Genomic DNA, 20,018 nt, shown 5'->3' on the forward strand with positions numbered 1-20,018 from the left:
CGGTCACCAGATTTTGCGGGCCAGCTCGTCGCCGCGGGCAGCCAGCTCCTCGAACCGGCGGCGGGCGTCGTCCTCGGTGCCCCAGTCGCCGGGTGCCACGACAGCCTCGATGGCCTCGGCGGCGTTCGGACGGTCCGGCGCGCTGGGGCGCTCGCCCTCCTCCCCGTGGAGCCCGTACAGGGTGCCGTCGCGCGCCTCGACCACGGCGTAGCGGCCCTCGCGCTCCACGAGCCGGAGGCTGCCGTGTTCCGATACGGTCCGGACGGTGGACATTGCAATCTCCCCTTGCGATTCACAGTGCGCGCTGTGAACAACCGGCAAGCCGCCGATTTGTCGCATGGCAGCACTATGGCACTTTATGGGTGCAAATGAGAGTCGTTCGCACTATACAGAACGGGAGTCAGCCGCAAAGAAGTTCGAACCGCCCATGTTCAAACCGCCCATGCTCACAGCGCTTCACACCCGATCCATCGCCGCGATGGCCGCCGCCGGCACGGTCCTGTCGACCGGACTTGGCTGGGCGCAGGGCATCCCCGCAACCAATGGCGGCGCTCCCGCGGCCCCCGCCCCCGCGACCGATGCGCTGGCGGCGCCGGACGCCGCGGCGGGGCTGGACCATCTCGCCGCCGCGACGGCGACGCTGCCGCATGACCTGTCCCCCTGGGGCATGTTCATGGCGGCAAGCCCGGTGGTGCAGGCGGTTATGATCGGGCTGGCGCTGGCCTCCGTGGCGACCTGGACCATCTTCCTCGCCAAGTCGCTGGAGTTGTCCAAGGCCAAGCGCAAGGCGCGGGCGTCCCTGGCGGCGCTGGAGCAGGCCCGCTCCCTGACCCAGGCGGCGGAGAGCATCGGCTTCGAGAAGACCCCGGCCACCGCCTTCCTGCGCGCGGTGATCGCGGAGGCCCACCAGTCCGCCGACGCCCCCTCGCAGGAGGGTCTGAAGGAGCGCGCGGCCTCACGCCTGGAACGGATCGAGGCGGCGGAGGGGCGGCGCATGATGCGCGGCACCGGCATCCTGGCCAGCATCGGCTCCACGGCCCCCTTCGTCGGCCTGTTCGGCACGGTGTGGGGCATCATGGTCAGCTTCATCGGCATCGCGAAGTCGCAGACGACCAACCTCGCCGTCGTCGCGCCGGGCATCGCCGAAGCGCTTCTGGCGACGGCCATCGGTCTGGTGGCGGCCATCCCGGCGGTGGTGATCTACAACGGTTTCGCCCGCTCCATCGGCGGCTACCGCGCCCAGCTTGGCGACGCGTCGGCGGCGGTGCTGCGGCTGCTGAGCCGCGACATGGACCGCCGCGCCCTGCCGCGCAGCGTGTCCAAGGCGGCGGAGTAAGGCCATGGCGGCGCGTCTGGACGACGGCGACGATCTCACCGAATCGCACGACATCAACGTCACGCCCTTCATCGACGTGATGCTCGTGCTGCTCATCATCTTCATGGTGGCCGCCCCGCTGGCGACGGTGGACGTGCCGGTGGACCTGCCGGCCTCGACCGCGCAGCCGCAGCCGCGACCCGACAAACCCCTGTTCCTGACCATCCAAGCCGACCTCAGCCTGTCCGTCGGCGACACGCCGGTGGCGCGGGAGTCCCTGGCGGCGGCGCTGGACGGGGTGACGAACGGCGACAAGGGCGCGCGCGTCTTCCTGCGCGCCGACCGCAGCGTCGATTACGGCGCGCTGACCGAGGTGATGAACGCGCTGCGCGCCGCCGGCTATCTGAAGATCGCTCTGGTCGGGCTGGAAGGCGCGGCCGCGAAATGAGCGTGACGGCCTTCGATCCCAACGGGCTTCCGGACGGAGAGGAACGCACCGCGCCCGTCCTGGCGCGCTGGGGCGGCAGCCTTCTGGTGGTGCTGGGCGCGCACGCCCTCGTCGCGGTCGGAGCCCTGTCCTGGCATGTGGCGATGGAGGAGGCCCCGGCCACGCCGCCCGCGGTGATGATCGATCTGGCGCCGCTGCCGGAAACCCCGCCCGCCGAGCCGCCGCCGACCCTGGAATCGATGCTCCCCCAGCCGGAGATGCCGCCCGAACCGGTGATCGAGCCGGAGCCGGAACCCGAACCGCTGCCCGAGATCACGCCGGAGCCGCCCCCGCCCGTCCCGGCGGAGGTCGCCCTGCCGGAACCGCCGCCGAAGCCGAAGCCGAAGCCGAAGGAAGAGCCGAAGCCGAAGGAAGAGCCCAAGCCGAAGCCCAAGGCCGAACCGCCGAAGCCGCGCCCGGAACCGCAGGTCCCCGCGAAGCCGGTGACGGAGGCCCCCGCCAGCGCCGCCCCGTCCGCCGCTCCGCCCGCGGGTGCGCCGACCCAGGCGGCGCCGGTGGCGCGCAACAGCAACGCGGTGCCCACTTGGCACGGCGCCGTCGTCGGCCATCTGGAACGCTACAAGCGTTACCCCCGCATCGCCAAGATGCGGAACCAGCAGGGCGTTCCGCAGGTCCACATCACGCTCGACCGGCAGGGCCAGGTGCTGGCGGTGCGGCTGTACAAGGGCTCCGGCTTCGAGGCGCTGGACGAAGAGACGCTGGCCCTGGTCGAACGCGCCTCCCCCCTGCCCGCCCCGCCGCCGGAAGCGGCGCAGGACCGCATCGAACTGGTGGTGCCGGTGCAGTTCTTCCTGCGCTGACCCGGCCCGCCGCTCCACCGGTTCGGCGGGCACGATCCGCACTTGCAAATGCGACTGATTCGCATTCTAATGCGGTCGAAGCCAGTCGGGGGGAAGACGATGTGCGAGCGTTGTCGGAAGACCGTGCCGTCCTGTGTCGTGGGACAGGCCAAGCGCCGGAAGCTGTGGACCATCCCCACGGAGTATCACTGCTCGCTCGTGGGCACCTGCCTGTCGTCGGAGGATGTGGCGTGGCTGTGCCGGCGGCTGAAGCTGGTCCCCACGGCGGACGCCCGCCCCTACGACATCCACCGTTACTTCGTCGAGAAGTCCGCGGAGGACGGGCCGGAAGCCCGGCTGATGCACAAGCGGCTGGACGAGACCTTCGCCCCGGCGGTGAAGCGCTTCGCGCGGGAGACGACGGAAGAGGGCTGGATGGCGCTGTGGACCGCCGCCGTGGCCTCGGGCAACGTGGCCGCCGCCTATTGGGGGGTGCTGAGCCATGGCGCCATGCCCGACGCGGTGCGGGTGCGCGCCTTCGCCGACGTGCACATGCTCTCCCACCTGATGGGCGGCGAGAGCCGGCGCCAGTTGCGCGAAAACCGCGATCTGGTCCGGCGCTGCGACGAGCTGGCGGCACGGCTGGCGAAGCAGGAGCGCGCGGCCGCCGACCGGATCGCCGAGAAGGACGCCCGCATCCGGGAGCTGGAATCACAAGTGGCGGCCCGGCGCACGGCACCGGCGGCACCGGAAACGGCCGCCCCGAAGCCCACGCCCGTCCGGGCGCCGGGGCAAGCGCGGCTTCTGCGCACGATGGACGCCCTGCACCGCCGTATCGCCAGCGAGCGCATGCGCGCCCGCCATGCGGAGGCGGAGGTGGAACGGCTGCGCCGGCTGCTCGACGCCCCGGCGGCATCGGCCCGCCACCGCCCCTCCGAAGAGGTCTCGGCTCCAACCGACCTGGGCGGGCGCGCGATCCTCTACGTGGGCGGACGGACGAAGAGCCTTCCCCATCTGCGGGCGGCGGTGGAAACCCGAAACGGCTGCCTGCTGCATCATGACGGCGGGTTCGAGCAGACCACCCGCTGCCTGGAAGGTCTGGTGGAGCGCGCCGACGTGGTGGTCTGCCCCGTCGATTGCGTCAGCCACGACGCCTGCCTGCGGGTGAAGGGGCTGTGCCGCCGCATGGGCAAGCCCTTCGTTCCGATGCGCAGCGCCGGGGCCACCAGCTTCGCCCGCATCCTGCACAGCTTCGGACAGGACGGCGCCGGGGAAGAGGCGGCCCATCATTGAGCCGCGTCAGGCGCAGCGGACGCCCTTGAGGAAAACGTCGACCTCGCCGGTCAGCCGCTCCGCCTGCTGCGACAACTCCTGCGCCGCGCCCAGCACCTGGGTCGCCGCCGCCCCCGTTTCGGTGGCCGCCTGCTGAACGCCCGCGATGTTGGACGCGACCTGCTGCGTGCCGGCCGCCGCCTGATGAAGGTTGCGCGTGATCTCCTGGGTCGCGGCCCCCTGCTCCTCCACCGCGGCGGCGATGGCGGTCGCGATCTCGTCCATTTCGCCGATCACGGCGCCGATCGCCCGGATCGCCGCGACGGCGTCCTGCGTGACGGTCTGGACCTGGGCGATCTGGACGGAAATGTCGTCGGTCGCCTTTGCGGTCTGACTCGCCAGCGTCTTCACCTCCTGCGCCACGACGGCGAAGCCCTTGCCGGCGTCGCCGGCGCGGGCGGCCTCGATGGTGGCGTTCAGCGCCAGCAGGTTGGTCTGGCTGGCGATCGCCTGGATCAACCCGACCACCTCGCCGATCCGTTGCGCGCTGCCGACCAGAAGCCGCACCGTCTCATCCGTCCGATGGGCGTCCTCCACCGCCCGCGTCGCCACGGCGCGCGATTGGGCGGCGCGGCCGCTGATCTCCTGGATGGAGGCGGTGAGCTGTTCGGTCGCCGCCGCCACGGTCTGCACGTTTGTGGACGCCTGTTCCGACGCCGCGGCCACGGCGAAGGACTGGTGGTTGGTCTGCTGCGCCGCCGCCGACATGGTGCCGGCGGTCGTCTCCATCTCCGTCGCCGCGGAGGACAGGGTTCCGACCAGTTCGCCCACTTTGGTTTCGAAGCCCCGGGCCAGACGGTCCAGCGCTTGCGCCCGGTGTTCGCGGGCGTCCCGTTCGCGCGCCTGCTCCGCCTCCAGCCGTTCGCGGGCGATGGCGTGCTCCTGGAAGACCTGCACGGCCCGGGCCATGGCGCCGATCTCATCCCCGCGCCCGGCGCCGGGAATCGCGACCGCCAGATCCCCGTCCGCCAGTTGCCGCATGGCGGCGGTCATCGCCGTCAGCGGGCCGACGATCCGGCGCAGCACCAGCAGCGAACCGCCCGCCCCCAGCAGCAGGCCGAGCGTGAGGACGGCAAGGCTGACGAACAGCGCGCGTTGCGCGGTATGGGCGGACCGCGAGACCGCCGCGTCGATGGCGCCGCCCGCCGCCCCGGCCAGTCCGAGGATGGGATCGATGCCCGCGGTCGCCCGCGCCATCCATTCGTCGGAGGTCAGCGGGTAGCGGCCATCCGCTCCGGCCTTCAGCACCGCCCGGCGGGTCTCGGCGAAGCCTTGGAAGAAGGCGGCCTCGACCCCGTCGATGGCTCGTGCCAGCTCGGGCGTCAGGTCCGGGCGGGCGCGCAGCGCGCGGATGCCGTCCCACGCCTGCTCCAGCCTCCCGCGGGACTTCGCGAGCGCCTCCGCCTGTTCGGGAGCGACGGGCCGGCCCCCGCTGATGAGGGCGTTGAAAAGACCGCGCTCCCGCCCGGCGTGCTCGGCCATGTCCGCCGCGTGGCCGCGGAGCCGGACGAGTTGGAGCGTCGCCGTCTCGGGCGGCGGGGCGACCGACTCCAGCAGAAGGCGCAGGGCGCCGATGCGATCGATGTGGGCGGTGATCGTCCCGGCAAAGAAGCCCGACACCAGCGCCGGAGGACGCTCGGCGGCGGTCCGGGACAGCGCCTCGTCCACCCCGCGCCGCTGGTCCCGGTAGGCGTCCATCGACGCCTCCACCTCGGCCACGCGCGGGCCGTGCCGGTCCATCTCCGGCACGCCGCGCAGCTCGGCCAGCGCGGCGCGCAGCGCGCCGTCGGCATCGTCGCGGCGCTGCTGCAGCCGGGCGCGCCGTTCGGCGGAGAGCGGGGCCGCGCCGTTCAACGCGCCGTTGGTGGCGCCCCGTTCAAGGGCAAGTTCGCCGGCGGCAACGACCATCCGGCCGGCCGCCTCGTTGACCCGCCGGTAAGCCGTGGCCGCCTCAGCCCCATGAAGGGCGTCGACGGCGGTTTTTCCGGCGGTGAACACCCCGAGGAGGGCGAGTCCGCCGACAATTACCGGTAGAACGGCTTTGATGGGCAGGGATTGCATCGAATTCGCCTTGAGGACGGACAGCATTGGATGAGTCAAAGGCAGGTCCGCCGCCGCTTCCTTGATCTTTGTCAAAGAGCATGTGGATGGCGGAATGGGCGCCCCGTCATTCCATAATCCGGAATTCCATTGAGGTTATTGCAACCCTGCCTTGGCAGAAATCTTATTGGCGCGACGGACAGGGCAACCGGACGGCACGGCCGCAAAGTTGCCGGGCTTCGCCCCGCGCTGTGCTACAGTGCCGCCGGAAGGAGCCATTATGCCGTCTGAAAACCCGTCGCCCGACACCTCCCAGCCCAGCCGGGAAACCCCGGAACCCCTCTTGAAGCTGGGTGACGGGCCGCGCCCCGCCGCCATGCCCGACAGCCTCGCCATGGTGGTCGCGGGCTGGCGCTTCGTCCTGCGGAATCCGGTGGCCGCCAGCTTCTATTCCAAGCCGGGAACGCCGTGGCTGGCCCCGCCGGAGGGATGCCTGCGGGCCAGCGACCGCTGGAACCTGGACGGAGCCTTCCCAACGGACCGGCCCGTCGAGAACGGCGCTCAATGGGCGGTCGCCCGATTCGAGGGGGGCGTGTGGCGGGTGGAATCCTGCGCTCCGGCGGCCCCCCGCCCGGCGGTGCGTGATCTGCTGCGCCTGCGGGTGGAGCGGCTGACCGCCTCCCGCCGCTGGACGCATGGCGATCTGGAGCTTCTGCAGGCCCTGCTGGACGGCGGAACGATGGCGGAGCCGGCTTTGCTGGACGGGGACGAGGCACGGACGCGCTCGCTGCGGTCGCTGAAGGCGCTGCATCTGGCCAGCGCCGCGTCCGGCGCCGACCCCGAACTGCTCCCCGAACTGCCCGACGATGCCAAGGCGGTGCTCGCGGGCGGGGCGGAGGCCGTCGTCTGGATGGACGCCGACGCGCGGGAGATCGCGGACGGCATCCTGTCCTGGCACCTCAAGAAGCAGGCGCGCAGCGCCGCCCGCCTGAGCCGGGGAGCCGAGGCGAAGCAGCGCGGCGACGACCTGAAGGACGCGTTGATCCAGGCGGTGCAGCGCGCCTTCCCCCGCATCCCGAAGGAGGCCGCGTCCGCCGCCGCCGCCCGTCTGGCCCCCGGCGTGAAGAAGCTGGGCCGCATGCCGGCGCTTCAGCCCATTGTCGATGCGGTGGCGGAGGTGCGGCTGGAACGTTGGCGTCAGGCCGTGGCGTCGGAGCCGGAGGTGGCGAAGCGGCTGCAAGCCATGGAAATGCGCGGCGATCCGAACCGCGCGCTCAAGCGCTACCGCGACCAGCGCGCGGTGGAGCGGGCGGAGGCCGAATTGAAGGAATGGCGGGGCGACCTCGGCCCGGTGCTTTCCCGCCGCCTGGGCTGGTGACGGAGGAAAAGCCGGCATCGTGGCGGTGAATTCATGTCGCGAAGAAAGTCGAAAGCCCGCGCGTGTGACGGGAAACCACCGCCATGTTGGCTTGATGAAATGGTTCGCGCCTGTTTCGTAACAGCTTATGGGCTCACTCTGGCTTGACCATACGGTGAGGAGTGGTATTGTTTCGGCGTGCCCGGGATTTTTCCCCTGAGCTTCGCCGTGAACAACCGGGAGATGCTATCCCCAATGCATCGCAACGCAAGGATGGATACCGCTCCCACTCCCGCTCTGCCGAGGCAGCCCATGAACCGTCCGACGCCGCTCAGCCTCTTCGCGACCATGGGGCTTGCCCTCCTGCTCTGCGTCGCGGCGGCGCTTCCCGCGCGCGCGGAGGAGGTTTACCGGGTTCTGACCTGGAAGATGGCGCCTTACGCGATGCTGGACGACCAGGGCAACCTGACCGGCTTCGAGGTGGAGATCGCGCGCGCGCTGTGCCACACGATGGGCGTCCGCTGCGAGATCACCGCCCTGCAATTCCCGGAAGTCCTGGATCTGCTGGACCGCAACGCCGCCGATTTCGCGGTCGCCAGCATCCTGAAGACGCCGGAGCGGATGAAGAAGTACCTCTTCACCGACCGTCACAAGCGGTCCAGCTCCAGCTACATCGGGCGGGCCGGCGAATGGACGCCGGGCGTGGCGCCGGAACTGGCCGGGAAGCGCGTCTCGGTCACCCGCGGATCGAAGCAGTACGATTATCTGACCGCGAAGAACGTCGGCTGCACGGTGGTGATCTACGACGATCAGGCGGAAGCGCTGCGCGCCGTCCTGGACGGGCGGGTCGATCTGGCGCTGGCGCCCACCGCCGTCACCGTCCACCTGCTGACCAGCGCGGAGGGCGAGGCGCTGGAGGTGGTCGGCGACCCGCTGACCGAAAGCGGGCTGGGCGGCGAGTCCGCCATCGTCCTGCCGCTGGGGCGGGAGGAACTGCGCGACCGCGTCAACACGGCCCTGCGCGCCATCCTGGCCGATGGGCGGTACGACGCCATCAGCTCCCGCTTCCTGCCCTTCCGGATGTACTGAGGCGGCCATGGGCATCCGCATGCGCCTTCCCGCCGCGCGCGCCGTCCTGATCCGGGCGACGCTTCTGGCCGGTCTCGCCGTAGTGGCCCAGCCGGTCCGGGCCGACGCGCCGCCGCCGGCCGACCGCCCGTTCCTGCGCATCGTGGTCATCGACCATTCCCCGCCCTTCAGCGACCGCGACGCCGACGGGACCCTGACCGGCTTCAACATCGATTTCGGACGGGAGTTGTGCCGGTCGCTGCAGGCGGTGTGCAGCTTCGACGCCGCTCCCTTCAAGCAGATCATCGACGAGGTCGCCTCGGGCCGCTACGACATCGGCTTCGGCAACGTGCTGCGCACGCCGGACCGCGAGCAGCGGCTCCTGTTCTCCATCCCCTACTGGCGGTCGAGCAGCAGTGTGGTCGGCCAGCGGGGCCAGCCCGAGATGGCCCTGGACGAGGCGATCCGCAGCCGGCGCATCGCGGCCATCCGAGGGTCCCGGCAGCATGAGGCGCTGTCCCGGCTGGCGGGCTCGGACCCCGCGTTGCTGGCCAACCTGATGACCGTGTCCACGCTGGAAGAATTGTGGGGTGCCATGCGCGACGGGAAGTGCGACATGGCCATCGGCCCGACGCTGAACGTCGTTCATTTCCTGCTGTCCGACGCCGGGGACGGATTCGAGACCGTCGGCACCCCGATGTCCGAAGACGGGCTGGGCGGCACCGTTCATATCGTCTTCCCGCCCGGCCGGCACGAGTTGAAGGCGGCGGTGGACCGGGCCCTGACGGCCCTGCGGAACGACGGCACCTACCAGCGGATCAACCGCAACTACTTCCCCTTCGACATCTACTGAACCGGAACCGGCCATGGCGTCCGCCCCCGACCGCAGGCATCCCCGCGTACGGCTGCAGCCGGCAATCCTCACCGGTGGCGCGATCCTGCTGGCCCTGATCGGCCTGCTGTTCCTCGGCATCGTCGCGGAGCAGGGCAAGATGGAGCGGCTGGCCGCCGACAGCCAGGACCGGATGGTGCCGCTGATCCTGGAACGCCAGCGCGCCGTGGTGAATCTGGAGCGGCTGAAGCAGTCGGGAGCCATCGTCCTCGTCACCGACGACGCCCGCCGCCGACGCGAGGCGCTGCTGTCCGCCCAGGCGCTGGCCTTCCACCCGACCTTCCAGTTCGATCCCACCCTGAAGCGGCAGGTGACGGACGCCTATTCGGTCATCCGGCAGGTCTCCTCGGCGAAGGCCGCCGCCGCTGCCCGGCGGTCGGAGGGTGGCTCCGCCCAGACGGCGGAGGAGGAGCGCCTCTCCGAGAAATGGGCGCAGACCCTGGTGGACCTGAACGCGGTCGGAGACCGGCTGCTGGTGGACGTCACCGAACTGACCGCGGGCCGGCTGGGCCAGATCCAGGAGCGCACCCGTCTGGTCTCGCAGGTGATCCAGTTCGCCTTCGTCGCGGTGCTGGCGATCTTCATCGCCGCCGGTCTGCTGATCCGCCGCCATGTGGTGCGGCCCCTGCTGTCCGCCGCCGACGGCCTGCGCCGCATCGGCGAGGGGGAGCGCGACATCCGGCTTCCCGGCGCCCGCACGCAGGAACTGGACAGCATCCTGGACGCGGTGGTCCGGCTGGGCGCGCAGACGGAGGAGTTGCGCCTGACCCGCGACCGGGCGGAGGCGGCGTCCCTGGCCAAGGCCAGCTTCCTCGCCAACATGAGCCACGAGATCCGCACCCCCATGAACGCGGTGATCGGCCTGTCGCATCTGGCGCTGAAGACCGACCTGACGCCGCGCCAGCGCGACTACATCCACAAGATCAGCCAGTCCGGCCAGCATCTGCTGGGCATCATCAACGACATCCTGGACTTCTCGAAGATCGAGGCCGGCAAGCTGAGCGTGGAGCGCACCGGCTTCCATCTGGACAAGGTGCTGGGCACGCTGGCCGACCTGATCGCGGAGAAGGCCGCGGCCAAGGGGCTGGAGCTGATCTTCGACGTCGCCCAGAACGTGCCCAGCGACCTGATCGGCGACCCGCTGCGCATCGGGCAGATCCTGGTCAACTACGCCAACAACGCGGTCAAGTTCACCGAGCGCGGCGAGATCGCCATCATCGTCCGGCTGGAGGAGGAGGCCGGCGAGGAACTGCTGATCCGCTTCGAGGTGCGCGACACCGGCATCGGGCTCAGCGAAGACCAGAAAGGCCAGCTTTTCCAGAGTTTCCAACAGGCCGACACCTCCACCACCCGCAAGTACGGCGGCACCGGTCTGGGCTTGGCGATCTCCAAGAGGCTGGCCGAACTGATGGGCGGCGCGGTCGGGGTGGAGAGCGCTCCCGGCCGCGGCTCCTGCTTCTGGTTCACCGCCCGGCTGGGCCGCGACAAGCCGCGCCGCGTGCTCCTGCCTCGTCCCGACCTGCGCGGCCTGCGCTGTCTGGTGGTGGACGACAACGAGAACGCCCGCGTCGTGCTGACCGACATGCTGTCGGCCATGTCCTTCACCGCCGAAGCGGTGGCCTCCGGCCCCGCCGCCATCGAGGCGGCGCGGACCGCGGTGCGCGAGGGCCGGCCCTTCCGCGTCGTGCTGCTGGACTGGCAGATGCCGGGCATGGACGGGCTGGAGACCTCCGCCGGCATCGCCGCGCTGGAGCTGGTCCAGGCCCCGCATCACATCATGGTCACCTCCTACGGGCGGGAGGAGGTTCTGAAGGGCGCCGAGAACACGGCCATCGAAGAGGTGCTGTTCAAGCCCGTCAACCCCTCCGCCCTGTTCGACGGCATCATGCGGGTCCTGGGCGCCGACGAGGAGGCGACGGACGCCGTTCCCACGCAGACCGTCCCCTCCGCCGACCTGTCGCACCTGCGCGGCGCCCGCATTCTCCTGGCCGAGGACAACGACCTGAACCAGCAGGTGGCCTGCGAACTGCTGGGCGACGCCGGGCTGGTGGTGGAGGTCGCGGAGAACGGCGCCATCGCCGTGGAGATGGTGCAGGCGGCCTCCTACGACCTCGTGCTGATGGACATGCAGATGCCGGTCATGGACGGCATCGCCGCGACCCTGGAGATCCGCCGGCTGGGCTTCGCCGGCCTGCCCATCGTCGCGATGACCGCCAACGCCATGCAGGCCGACCGGGACCGCTGCCTGGACGCGGGCATGAACGACTATCTGGCCAAGCCCATCGACCCCGATGCGCTGTGGGCCACGCTGCTGGCCTGGGTGGTGCCCCGCGCCGGGCTTGGCGCCGGCGCGCCCCCCCTCCCCCTCCCCGCGCCGGCCACGGCGGACGATGCGGCGGACGATGCGGATGCCCCGCCCGCCGGCATTCCCGGCCTGGACACCGCCGCCGGGCTGTCGCGGGTGCTGGGCAAGAAGCGCCTTTACCGCGACCTGCTGCGCAAATTCATCGCCGGGCAGAAGGGCGCCGTCTCCGCCATCCGCGCGGCCCTGGACGAGGGCGACCTCGCGACGGCGGAGCGCCACGCCCACACGCTGAAGGGCACCGCCGGCAACATCGGCGCCCTGCCCGTCCAGGACGCCGCCGCGAACCTGGAAGCGGCTATCCGCGAGGAGCGGCCCCGTCCGGAGATCGACGCGCGGCTGGCCGAGCTGGAGCCGCCGCTGGGCGCCCTGCTCGCCCATCTGGAGGCCGCGCTGGCGGCCCCGGCGGATGCCGGCCCGACGCCCGGAACCGCGCCCGCCGCGGTGGATGCGGACGCCCTGCTCGCCGTTTGCGGCCAGCTCCGCCGGCTCCTGCTGGACAGCGACCCCGACGCGGAGGAGGTGTTGGCGGCCAACGCCGGCCTTCTCCAGGCCGCCTTTCCCGACCGGTTCGAGGCCCTTGCCGGCCAGATCCGCAATTTCGACTTCGACGAGGCCGCCGCCGCGCTGGACGCGGCGCTGGCCGAGCGCGGCGTGACGGCCGCAGCCTGAGCCGGCCCCGCCCCGCCGGTTCTTCCAGATCGGAAAGTCTCCATGGACAACGCGCCCCCCGCATCGAAGCCCACGATCCTGATCGTGGACGACACGCCGGACAACCTGAAGCTCCTCAGCGGCCTGCTGAAGGAGAGCTACAAGGTGAAGGTCGCCAACAACGGGCGGAAGGCGTTGGAGATCGCCGCCACGGCCCCGGCGCCCGATCTGATCCTGCTCGACGTGGTGATGCCGGAGATGGACGGCTACGAGGTCTGCGCCGCCCTGAAGGCCGCGCCGGGAACCCGCGACATCCCGGTGATCTTCCTGACGGGCCGGACCGACGAGTCCGACCGCGAACGCGGCTTCGCCCTGGGGGCGGTCGATTACATCGCCAAGCCGGTCGATCCGCCGACGGTGTTGCAGCGGGTCGCCGCCTGCCTTCCCGCGCCCTGAGGCGGAGCCGCCGTCAGGCCGGCGCCTCGGCCAGGCTGGACACGCGGCGCGGCATTCGGACGATGAAGGTGGCCCCGCCGCCGGGCGGGCTTTCCACCTCGATGGTGCCCTGAAGCACCTGATGGACGAGGTTGAAGGCGACATAGAGCCCCAACCCCGGAAATTCGATGCCCCGGCGGGTGGTGAAGAAGGGATCGAACAGCTTTGGCAGATGCTCCGGGTCGATCCCCTTGCCATCGTCGGACAGGCGCAATTCCACCCAATCCCCCTCCTGCGGCACGACGGACAGGAAGACGCGCCCGTTCTGCCCAGGGTGGAAGGCGTGGGCGACGGCGTTGCGGATCAAAATGGACAGCACCTCCGACAGCGGACCCGGATGGCTGTCGATGGTCAGGCCTGCGGGGCAGGACACGGTGAAGCTGTGCCCGGCCTCGCGCAGATGCGGGTCCAATCCGAAGAGCGCGTCGGACAGATAGTCCTTCAGGTCGAAGACCCGCCGCTCCGACCCGGCACGGTCCACCACCACCTGCTTGAAGCTTTGGATCAGGTTTGCGGTGCGCACGATGTTGGTGGTCACCAGCAGCGTCCCTTCCCGCGCGTTCTCCAGGAACCGGGCGAGGTCGGATTTGCGGATGGCCCCGTTCTGGAACTGCGAGGCCAGCGATTCGATCAGCCCCGACAGGTGGGACACCGCGGTCAGCGCCACGCCGATGGGCGTGTTGATCTCATGCGCGACGCCCGAGACGAGCAGGCCCAGCGCCGCCATCTTCTCCGTCTGGATCAGGTGCTGCTGCGTTTCCTCCAGCCGGCTGTGGGCGGCGCGCACCTCCTCCACGGTGGCCCGCAGCGAATCGGCGGTGGCCTTCAACGACAGGTGGTTCTTCACGCGCGCCAGCACGATGGGGGGGCTGATCGGCTTGCTGATGTAATCGACGGCGCCCAGGTCCAGCCCGAACTTCTCATCCTCCACCGACGTGCGCGCGGTCAGGAAGATCACCGGAACGTCGCGCGTGCGGGGGTCCTCCTTCAGACGGCGGCACACCTCGTAGCCGTCCATGCTCGGCATCATGACGTCGAGCAGGATCAGGTCCGGCGGGTGATCCGAAAAGGCGATGCGGAGCGCGGCGTCCCCGTTGTTGACGGTCTTGACGGTGTAGATGGATTTCAGGTGGCTGCTCAGCAGCGACAGGTTGTCGGCGGTGTCATCCACGATGAGAATCGTCGCCTTCGTCGGTGCTCCCATGTCCGCCCCTTCTTATTGCGGCGAAAGGGACGATCCGGCGATTCCCCCGATCAGAAGCGCCGGCGCGCAGAAACACCCTCATCCGCCAGAAAAGACATTAGCGCGCGATCTTTTCCCATAAAAGACAATTTATCAGTGCTGTACCGCCGGACAGTTCCCTTTTGAAAGATTCCATCCCGAAACCGGAACAACCACTTCACAAGCTCCGCCCGGACGCCGTCCAAGGCGATGGGGGACCGGCGGAACCCATGGCCGTCCAGGGGCGTTCTGGTGTCCGCAAACGGCGGCGGGGGTGCGAAAAAGTGGTAGCCCGCCCCCACCCGTCAAACTGTCACAGACCGCCCGTATAGTGCGCGCAACTTTGGAAATGCCCTTGTGAATCCGACCATGCCGATGCCGACACGCGCCTGCACAGGCCAGCCCCGCCCGACGCTTCATTGCGCCTGCTGCGGGCGACCCTTCACCCGCGCCTCCGGGCGCGGTCCCGCCCCGCTCTATTGCTCGGCGGACTGCCGGGTGCAGATGCGCATCCGCCAGCGAGTGTGGGCGAACCGGCCCGGCTACGCCCCCGTCCATCCGGAACCGCGGTTCGAAGCGGCGTGCGCGTCATGATGAAGCTGGTGATCCACGACCGCCATTCCGCCGCCGGGCTGGTGCTGCCCGGTTTCGGCCATATGCGCGACGTCGTGCGCGCCCTGCGCGGGCTGGAGACGGTGGGCAGCGCCTCGGTGCTGCTGGAAGCCTTCGCCCGGCGCTGCCTGGAGGCCGGCGTGGCCTTCGATTCGACGGACCCGCTGACCGCCTGTTCCTTCTGCACCACGCTGGTGGAGGTGGAGGTCCACGCGGAGGACGGTATGGCCCCCGTCCAGTTCGTCCGGCTTTACGACCGCGACGCGGACGGCATCCTCTGCCGCCGCCATCACGGCACCCTGCACGCCGTGGCCCGGCAGTTGCGGTGCGAGGAAGGTGCGCCCTTCCCCAGCCTGCCGGCCATCGCCGCCCGGAAGGCGGCCATCCCGGCGGCCATCCCGCTGCGCCCGCTCTGACGGAGCGGACGCAGCGGGAGTTGGAGCCCGTTACGGCATGTACTGGCCGCCGTTCACGTCCAGAACCTGACCGGTGATGTAGCCGCTGCAGGCGTGGGACGCGAAGAACAAGAAGGTCGGGGCGCATTCCTCCGGACGGCCGAAGCGGCCCATCGGGAAGCCGGAGCCGATGCGGGCCTTGGTGTCCTCGTCCTTGTCGGCGTGGAAGGCCGTGTCGAAGGTGCCCGGCGACACCATGTTGAAGCGGATGCCGTCCTTGGTGTGGAAGGCCACCCAGTTCTTCTGGATGTTGTGCAGCCACGCCTTGGCGGCGCCGTACAGGCCGGCACCCGGACCGCCGCCGGTGTAGCCGGCGACCGAACCGACCAGGATGACGGAGGAGGTGGTGCCGTTCCGCTCCGCCGCCGCCTTCAGATGCGGCAGGGCGTGCTTGGTCACCATCAGCGCGGAGCGGGAGTTCAGGTCGGTCACCGCGTCGAAGAATTCGTCGTCGATCTCCGGCAGCGGCTTGCGCCCGACCAGACCGCCCGCGTTGTTGATGAGCACGTCGATGCCGCCGAAGCGCTCCACGAAGGCGTCGACCAGCTTGCCGCACTCCGCGCTGTCCGACACGTCGGCCTGCAGGAAGACGACCTCGCCGCCCAGACCGTTCAGACGGGCCAGCGTGGCCTCCAGGTCCGCCGGGATTCGGCGCCCGTTCATGGCGACCTTGGCGCCGGCCCGCGCGAACGCCTCCACCGCCGCGAGGCCGATGCCCTGCGTGGAACCGGTGATGAGAACGCGCTTGCCCTTCAGATCGTCAAACATTCCTTGCCTCTCGTGACTTGGTGTCGTTTTGGCCCGGCTCAATCGGCCAGACGGGGTTCGGGAAGGCCCTGGACGCCGGGATCGAACATCAGCACGCGCCCGCCATGCGGGTCCTCGGCCAGATCCGCCGGCCCGCGGCAGAGCGAGGTGACGAGCATCGTGCGCAGGTCCGGGCCGCCGAAGGCGCACATGGTCGGCTTGCGCATCGGCACCTCGATCCGGCGGTCCAGCACGCCGTTCGGGGTGAAGCGCTTGATGCAGCCCTCGTCCAGGCAGCAGATCCAGTAGCAGCCGTCCGCGTCCACCGCGGCGCCGTCGGGGCGCCCGGCCATCGCGCGCATGTCGACGAAGGGGCGCCGGTCGCGGGCGGTGCCGGTGTCCGGGTCATAGTCCCAGGCCCAGACCATCCGGACGTCGCGGTGGCTGTCGGAAGCGTAGAAGGTGCGCCCGTCCGGGCTGAAGGCGGAGCCGTTGGGGATGATGTAGCTCCCCGCCCCCGTCTCGGTCAGGCCGTCGGCGCGGGTGAAGCGGTGCCACCGGCCGGAGGCGTCACCCTTGGCGATGTCCATGACCATGCTGGACAGCCACAGCCGCCCCTGCCGGTCGCAGCGCCCGTCGTTGAAGCGCATCCCCTCCTTCGGGAAGCGGTGGGTGGCGAGCGCGGTGACCACGGCCTCCCCGCCTTCTCCCGGCAGTTCCACGTCGAACAGGCCGGTCTCGCAGGCGCAGACCACGCCGCCGTCCGGACGCAGGACGAGGCAGCCGATCATCTCCGGCAGGGTCCAGCGGCGGTGAACGCCGCTGGAGGGATCGAACCGGTGAACGGCCCGCGCGGGGATGTCGATCCAGGTCCACAGACCCCGCTCGGCGTCCCAGACCGGATTCTCGCCGGTGCCGTTGCGCAGGTCGGGATCGATGACGGCGTCCAGGCCGATGCTCGTCACGGCAATTCCGGGACTGGTCATTCCGGGGTCCCCATGCGGCTGGTCCCGGCGGCCGGGTTGATCGTGGACGGACCGCCCGCCGACCGCTCCGCCCACAGGCGGCGCAGCAGCGGAAGCATCAGCGTCAGGATCGCGATGGTCAGCAGGATCGCGGTGATCGGGCGGGTGTAGAGGAAGTCGTAGCTGCCGTTGGACAGCGACAGCGCGCGGCGGAAGTTCGCCTCGGCCATCGGCCCCATGATGAGGGCGAGCACGACGGGCGACGCCGGGAAATCCCACTTCTGCATGAAATAGCCGACGACGCCGGCGGCCAGCATGATCCAGATGTCGAACATGCTGTTGTTGATGGCGTAGGTGCCGACGATGCACAGCGCCAGGATGGCCGGCGTCAGCACCGACTTCGGCATCTGCAGGATGCGCCCCATGAAGCGCAGCGAACCGAGGCCCACCACCAGCATGAACACGTAGCAGACCAGCATGCCGGCGAACAGCGTGAAGACCAGATCGGCGTGGTCCTTGAACAGCAGCGGACCGGGCTGAAGACCCTGGAGCGTCAGGGCGCCCAGCATCACGGCGGTCACGGCGTCGCCGGGGATGCCCAGCGTCAACATGGTCAGCATCGCGCCGCCGGTGCAGCCGTTGGCGCCGGATTCGCAGGCGGCGACGGCGCCCAGTTCGCCCTTGCCGTAGTTCTCCGGCGTCTTGCTGAAGCGCTTGGCCTCGTTGTAGGCGACGAAGGCGGCGATGTCGGCGCCGGCACCGGGGATCATGCCGATGACGATTCCCAGGCCCGAGGAGCGCGCGATGTTGACCAACTGCTGGCGGAACATGTGCCAAGGCGGGATGATGCGGTCCAGCGCCGCGGCCATGCCCGCGCGGACCTGCGGGTCCTCCAGCGCCTTGAAGGCTTCGGCGGCGGCGAACAGGCCGATCATCACCGGGATGAAGGGCACGTTGAACAGCTCGGTGTAGCCGCCGGTGTAGCGCGGAAAGCCGCCCATCGGGTCCAGCCCGACGGTGGCCAGCAGCAGGCCGAGGAAGCCGGAGATCAGACCCTTGATGACCGACACGCCGGAAATGCTGGCGATGATCGACAGACCGAAGACGGCCAGCGCGAAGGACTCCGACGCGCTGAACTCCAGCGCGAAGCGGGCCAGCACCGGGGCCAGGAAGATCAGCACGAACACGCTGGCCGTGCCGCCCAGGAAGGACGAGAAGGTGGCGGTGCCCAGCGCGATGCCGGCCTGCCCCTTCTTGGTCAGTTCGTACCCGTCGATGGCGGTGGCCGCGGCGGCGGGGGTTCCGGGGATCTTCAGCAGGATGGCCGTGACCGACCCGCCGTAGATGCCGCCGAAGAAGACGCCGGAAATCATCAGCAGGCCCGACAGCGGGTCCATGCCGAAGGTGAAGGGCAGCAGGATGGCCACGCCCATCGTCGCCGTGAGGCCGGGCAGCGCGCCGATGATGATGCCCAGGGTCACGCCCAACAGGGCGAGCAGCAGCGCCATGGGCTGGTTGAGCAGCGCCTGCGCGCCGTGAAGAAGCATGTCGAGTTCGTACATCTCACCCCTCCGTCAACGGAGCGTTGCGGCCGGTCGGACCGGTCTGGGTCATTCGAAAAGGCTTCCAACCGGCAGCGGCACGCTGAGCGCGTAGGCGAAGGCGGCGTAGATGAGCGCGGTCAGCACGGCGGCGATGGCGGCGTTCGCGATCAGGTTGCGCCGTCCCATCAGCCACATCAGGCCGAACAGATAGATCGGCGTCGCGATGGCGTGACCGACATACTCCATGGCGAACAGGCAGACGGCGGTGGCGGCGATGCCGATCGCCACGGTGCCGTAGCTGGCCTTGGGTGCGGCCTGTGCCGGATCATCCGGGGGAGCGGCGGGCGCCCGCAGCGTGTTGAAGACCAGGATCGCGCAGAGCACCAGAAGGGCCACGGCGAAGATGATCGGGAAGCGGGCGGGACCGACGTCGGTCTCAAGCATGGTCGGCGGGAAATCACCCGCGACGACGATGGCGGCGACCGCGACCGCCATGACAAGAACGGCGATGACCAGCGTGGCAAAGCGGTCCTGCGGGCGCAGGCCAGCCTTGCCGCCCGGAGCGGGAGCGTGACTCATGAGTGGGTCTCCTTCGGACACCCGGCGGCCCGAGGGCCGCCGGGGACACGCCGAGGATGTGGCTTACTTGGAGAGGCCGATCTGCTTCATCAGCGTCTTGAACATCTCGGCGTCCTTCTCCATGGCCGCCTTGAACTGCGGGCCGTCGAGGTAGGCGTAGCTGAGGTTCATCTTGGCGAGCTGGTCGCGGAAGCCCTGCTCCTCGACCGCCTTCTTGGACGCGGTGCGCAGCGTCTCGACGACGTTGGCCGGGGTCTTCTTCGGAACGACGATGCCGCGCCAGGTGGCGACCGTCACGTCGATGCCCTTCTCCTTCAGCGTCGGGGCGTCCGGGAAGGCCTTGGAACGCTGGTCGTCCATCACGGCCAGGATGCGCAGCGTGCCGGCGGCGACGTGGCTGGACACCTCGGCGGGGCTGACGCTGACGGCCTCGATGTGGTTGCCCAACAGCGCGGTGACCGCCGGGTTGGCGCCGTCATAGGGAACGTGGTTGAACTTCAGCCCGGACTTGGTCGCCAGGGCCTCGGCGGCGAGGTGCCAGATGGCGCCGGTGCCGGAGTTGCCGATGCGGACCTTGCCGGGATTCTCCTTGGCGTGGGCCAGGAACTCCTCGATGGTCTTCCACGGCGCGCTGGCGTTGACCGTGATGGCGCTCGGCTCCGCGTTCAGGCGGGCGATCGGGGTGAAGTCCTCGACCGTGAAGCGGGCGACGCCCAGGTTCGGCAGGGTGGTGATCTCGACGGTGCCCATGCCGATCTTGTAGCCGTCCGGACGGGCGGCCATGATCTCCGACAGGCCGACCGCGCCGCCGCCGCCGGTCTTGTTCACCACGCCCACCGACTGCGGCAGGTGGCGGTTCACGGAGTCCGCATAGGCGCGGGCGACGAGGTCGGTGCCTCCGCCGGCGGCGTACGGGACGATCAGCTCGATCGCCTTGGCCGGGTATTCGGCGGCCTGCGCGGCGACCATCAGCGTGGCGGAGGTCAGCGCGCCGACGACGGCGCCGGTGACGAAACGATAGCCCTTCATGAGCGTTCTCCCTGGGGTGTTGCTTGAGGTGGACAGGAGGTGGGGGGAAGAGAAAGCCGCTGCGTG

18 protein-coding genes are annotated in these 20,018 nt (G+C 70.0%); 10 read left to right on the forward strand and 8 right to left on the reverse strand.

All coding sequences use genetic code 11. The annotated features are described in order from the left end of the window. Positions 1–3: 3 nt before the first annotated feature. Positions 4–273 carry a hypothetical protein gene (locus tag DS843_RS19570; protein ID WP_149470516.1) on the reverse strand — a complete coding sequence of 90 codons (270 nt, stop codon included), beginning with the start codon at positions 271–273 and terminating at the stop codon, positions 4–6. A 154-nt stretch (positions 274–427) separates the two neighbouring features. Here DS843_RS19570 and exbB point away from each other — a divergent pair, with 154 nt between their 5' ends. From exbB to DS843_RS31810, 4 genes are all read left to right on the forward strand, one after another. Next, positions 428–1,336 (forward strand): tonB-system energizer ExbB, encoded by a 909-nt coding sequence (gene exbB, locus DS843_RS19575; RefSeq protein WP_149470517.1) that lies wholly within the window; start codon positions 428–430, stop codon positions 1,334–1,336. A 4-nt stretch (positions 1,337–1,340) separates the two neighbouring features. After that, positions 1,341–1,763, forward strand: a complete 423-nt coding sequence (gene exbD, locus DS843_RS19580) for a TonB system transport protein ExbD (RefSeq protein ID WP_149470518.1) — start codon at positions 1,341–1,343, stop codon at positions 1,761–1,763. Next, entirely contained in the window at positions 1,760–2,623 is an 864-nt protein-coding gene (locus DS843_RS19585) for an energy transducer TonB (protein WP_149470519.1), read from the forward strand. Before exbD ends, DS843_RS19585 begins: the two co-directional genes overlap by 4 nt. Before the next feature lie 123 nt (positions 2,624–2,746). After that, positions 2,747–3,895 (forward strand): DUF2325 domain-containing protein, encoded by a 1,149-nt coding sequence (locus tag DS843_RS31810; RefSeq protein ID WP_286192195.1) that lies wholly within the window; start codon positions 2,747–2,749, stop codon positions 3,893–3,895. A gap of 6 nt (positions 3,896–3,901) precedes the next feature. Here DS843_RS31810 and DS843_RS19595 read toward each other — a convergent pair whose 3' ends face one another. Continuing rightward, positions 3,902–5,995 carry a methyl-accepting chemotaxis protein gene (locus DS843_RS19595; RefSeq protein WP_167525372.1) on the reverse strand — a complete coding sequence of 698 codons (2,094 nt, stop codon included), beginning with the start codon at positions 5,993–5,995 and terminating at the stop codon, positions 3,902–3,904. A 259-nt stretch (positions 5,996–6,254) separates the two neighbouring features. Here DS843_RS19595 and DS843_RS19600 point away from each other — a divergent pair, with 259 nt between their 5' ends. The 5 genes from DS843_RS19600 (at position 6,255) to DS843_RS19620 (ending at position 12,760) form a co-directional block, all read left to right on the forward strand. Beyond that, on the forward strand, positions 6,255–7,352 hold the full coding sequence (locus DS843_RS19600) for a hypothetical protein (protein WP_286192196.1): 1,098 nt from the start codon (positions 6,255–6,257) through the stop codon (positions 7,350–7,352). 291 nt (positions 7,353–7,643) lie between these two features. Beyond that, positions 7,644–8,420: a substrate-binding periplasmic protein gene (locus tag DS843_RS19605; RefSeq protein ID WP_149470521.1), complete on the forward strand. Its 777-nt coding sequence runs from the start codon at positions 7,644–7,646 to the stop codon at positions 8,418–8,420. 7 nt (positions 8,421–8,427) lie between these two features. Further along, the gene (locus DS843_RS19610; protein WP_286192197.1) at positions 8,428–9,252 is read left to right on the forward strand and encodes a substrate-binding periplasmic protein; all 825 of its coding nucleotides are present in this window, start codon (positions 8,428–8,430) and stop codon (positions 9,250–9,252) included. A gap of 13 nt (positions 9,253–9,265) precedes the next feature. Then, positions 9,266–12,325 carry a response regulator gene (locus DS843_RS19615; RefSeq protein ID WP_149470522.1) on the forward strand — a complete coding sequence of 1,020 codons (3,060 nt, stop codon included), beginning with the start codon at positions 9,266–9,268 and terminating at the stop codon, positions 12,323–12,325. 42 nt (positions 12,326–12,367) lie between these two features. Further along, a complete protein-coding gene (locus DS843_RS19620) occupies positions 12,368–12,760 on the forward strand; it encodes a response regulator (RefSeq protein WP_149470523.1) in 393 nt (130 codons plus the stop codon). Between the two features lie 13 nt (positions 12,761–12,773). Here the strand turns inward: DS843_RS19620 and DS843_RS19625 are convergent, their stop codons facing one another. After that, complete coding sequence (locus tag DS843_RS19625) at positions 12,774–14,003, reverse strand: sensor histidine kinase (protein ID WP_149470524.1); 1,230 nt, start codon at positions 14,001–14,003, stop codon at positions 12,774–12,776. A gap of 608 nt (positions 14,004–14,611) precedes the next feature. Here DS843_RS19625 and DS843_RS19635 point away from each other — a divergent pair. Then, entirely contained in the window at positions 14,612–15,049 is a 438-nt protein-coding gene (locus DS843_RS19635) for a hypothetical protein (protein ID WP_149470525.1), read from the forward strand. A gap of 30 nt (positions 15,050–15,079) precedes the next feature. Here DS843_RS19635 and DS843_RS19640 read toward each other — a convergent pair whose 3' ends face one another. The 5 genes from DS843_RS19640 to DS843_RS19660 all read right to left on the reverse strand — a co-directional run bounded on the left by DS843_RS19640 (position 15,080) and on the right by DS843_RS19660 (position 19,952). Then, positions 15,080–15,856 carry an SDR family NAD(P)-dependent oxidoreductase gene (locus DS843_RS19640; RefSeq protein WP_149470526.1) on the reverse strand — a complete coding sequence of 259 codons (777 nt, stop codon included), beginning with the start codon at positions 15,854–15,856 and terminating at the stop codon, positions 15,080–15,082. Between the two features lie 38 nt (positions 15,857–15,894). After that, positions 15,895–16,821, reverse strand: a complete 927-nt coding sequence (locus tag DS843_RS19645; RefSeq protein ID WP_149470527.1) for an SMP-30/gluconolactonase/LRE family protein — start codon at positions 16,819–16,821, stop codon at positions 15,895–15,897. Then, the gene (locus DS843_RS19650) at positions 16,818–18,362 is read right to left on the reverse strand and encodes a tripartite tricarboxylate transporter permease (RefSeq protein WP_149470528.1); all 1,545 of its coding nucleotides are present in this window, start codon (positions 18,360–18,362) and stop codon (positions 16,818–16,820) included. The genes DS843_RS19645 and DS843_RS19650 overlap by 4 nt, the downstream gene beginning before the upstream one ends. Positions 18,363–18,410: 48 nt before the next feature. After that, complete coding sequence (locus tag DS843_RS19655) at positions 18,411–18,923, reverse strand: tripartite tricarboxylate transporter TctB family protein (protein WP_149470529.1); 513 nt, start codon at positions 18,921–18,923, stop codon at positions 18,411–18,413. Positions 18,924–18,986: 63 nt separating this feature from the next. Continuing rightward, entirely contained in the window at positions 18,987–19,952 is a 966-nt protein-coding gene (locus tag DS843_RS19660; protein ID WP_149470530.1) for a Bug family tripartite tricarboxylate transporter substrate binding protein, read from the reverse strand. Between the last annotated feature and the right edge of the window lie 66 nt (positions 19,953–20,018).

The organism is Roseomonas genomospecies 6 (assembly GCF_008365375.1).
Lineage (GTDB): Bacteria > Pseudomonadota > Alphaproteobacteria > Azospirillales > Azospirillaceae > Azospirillum.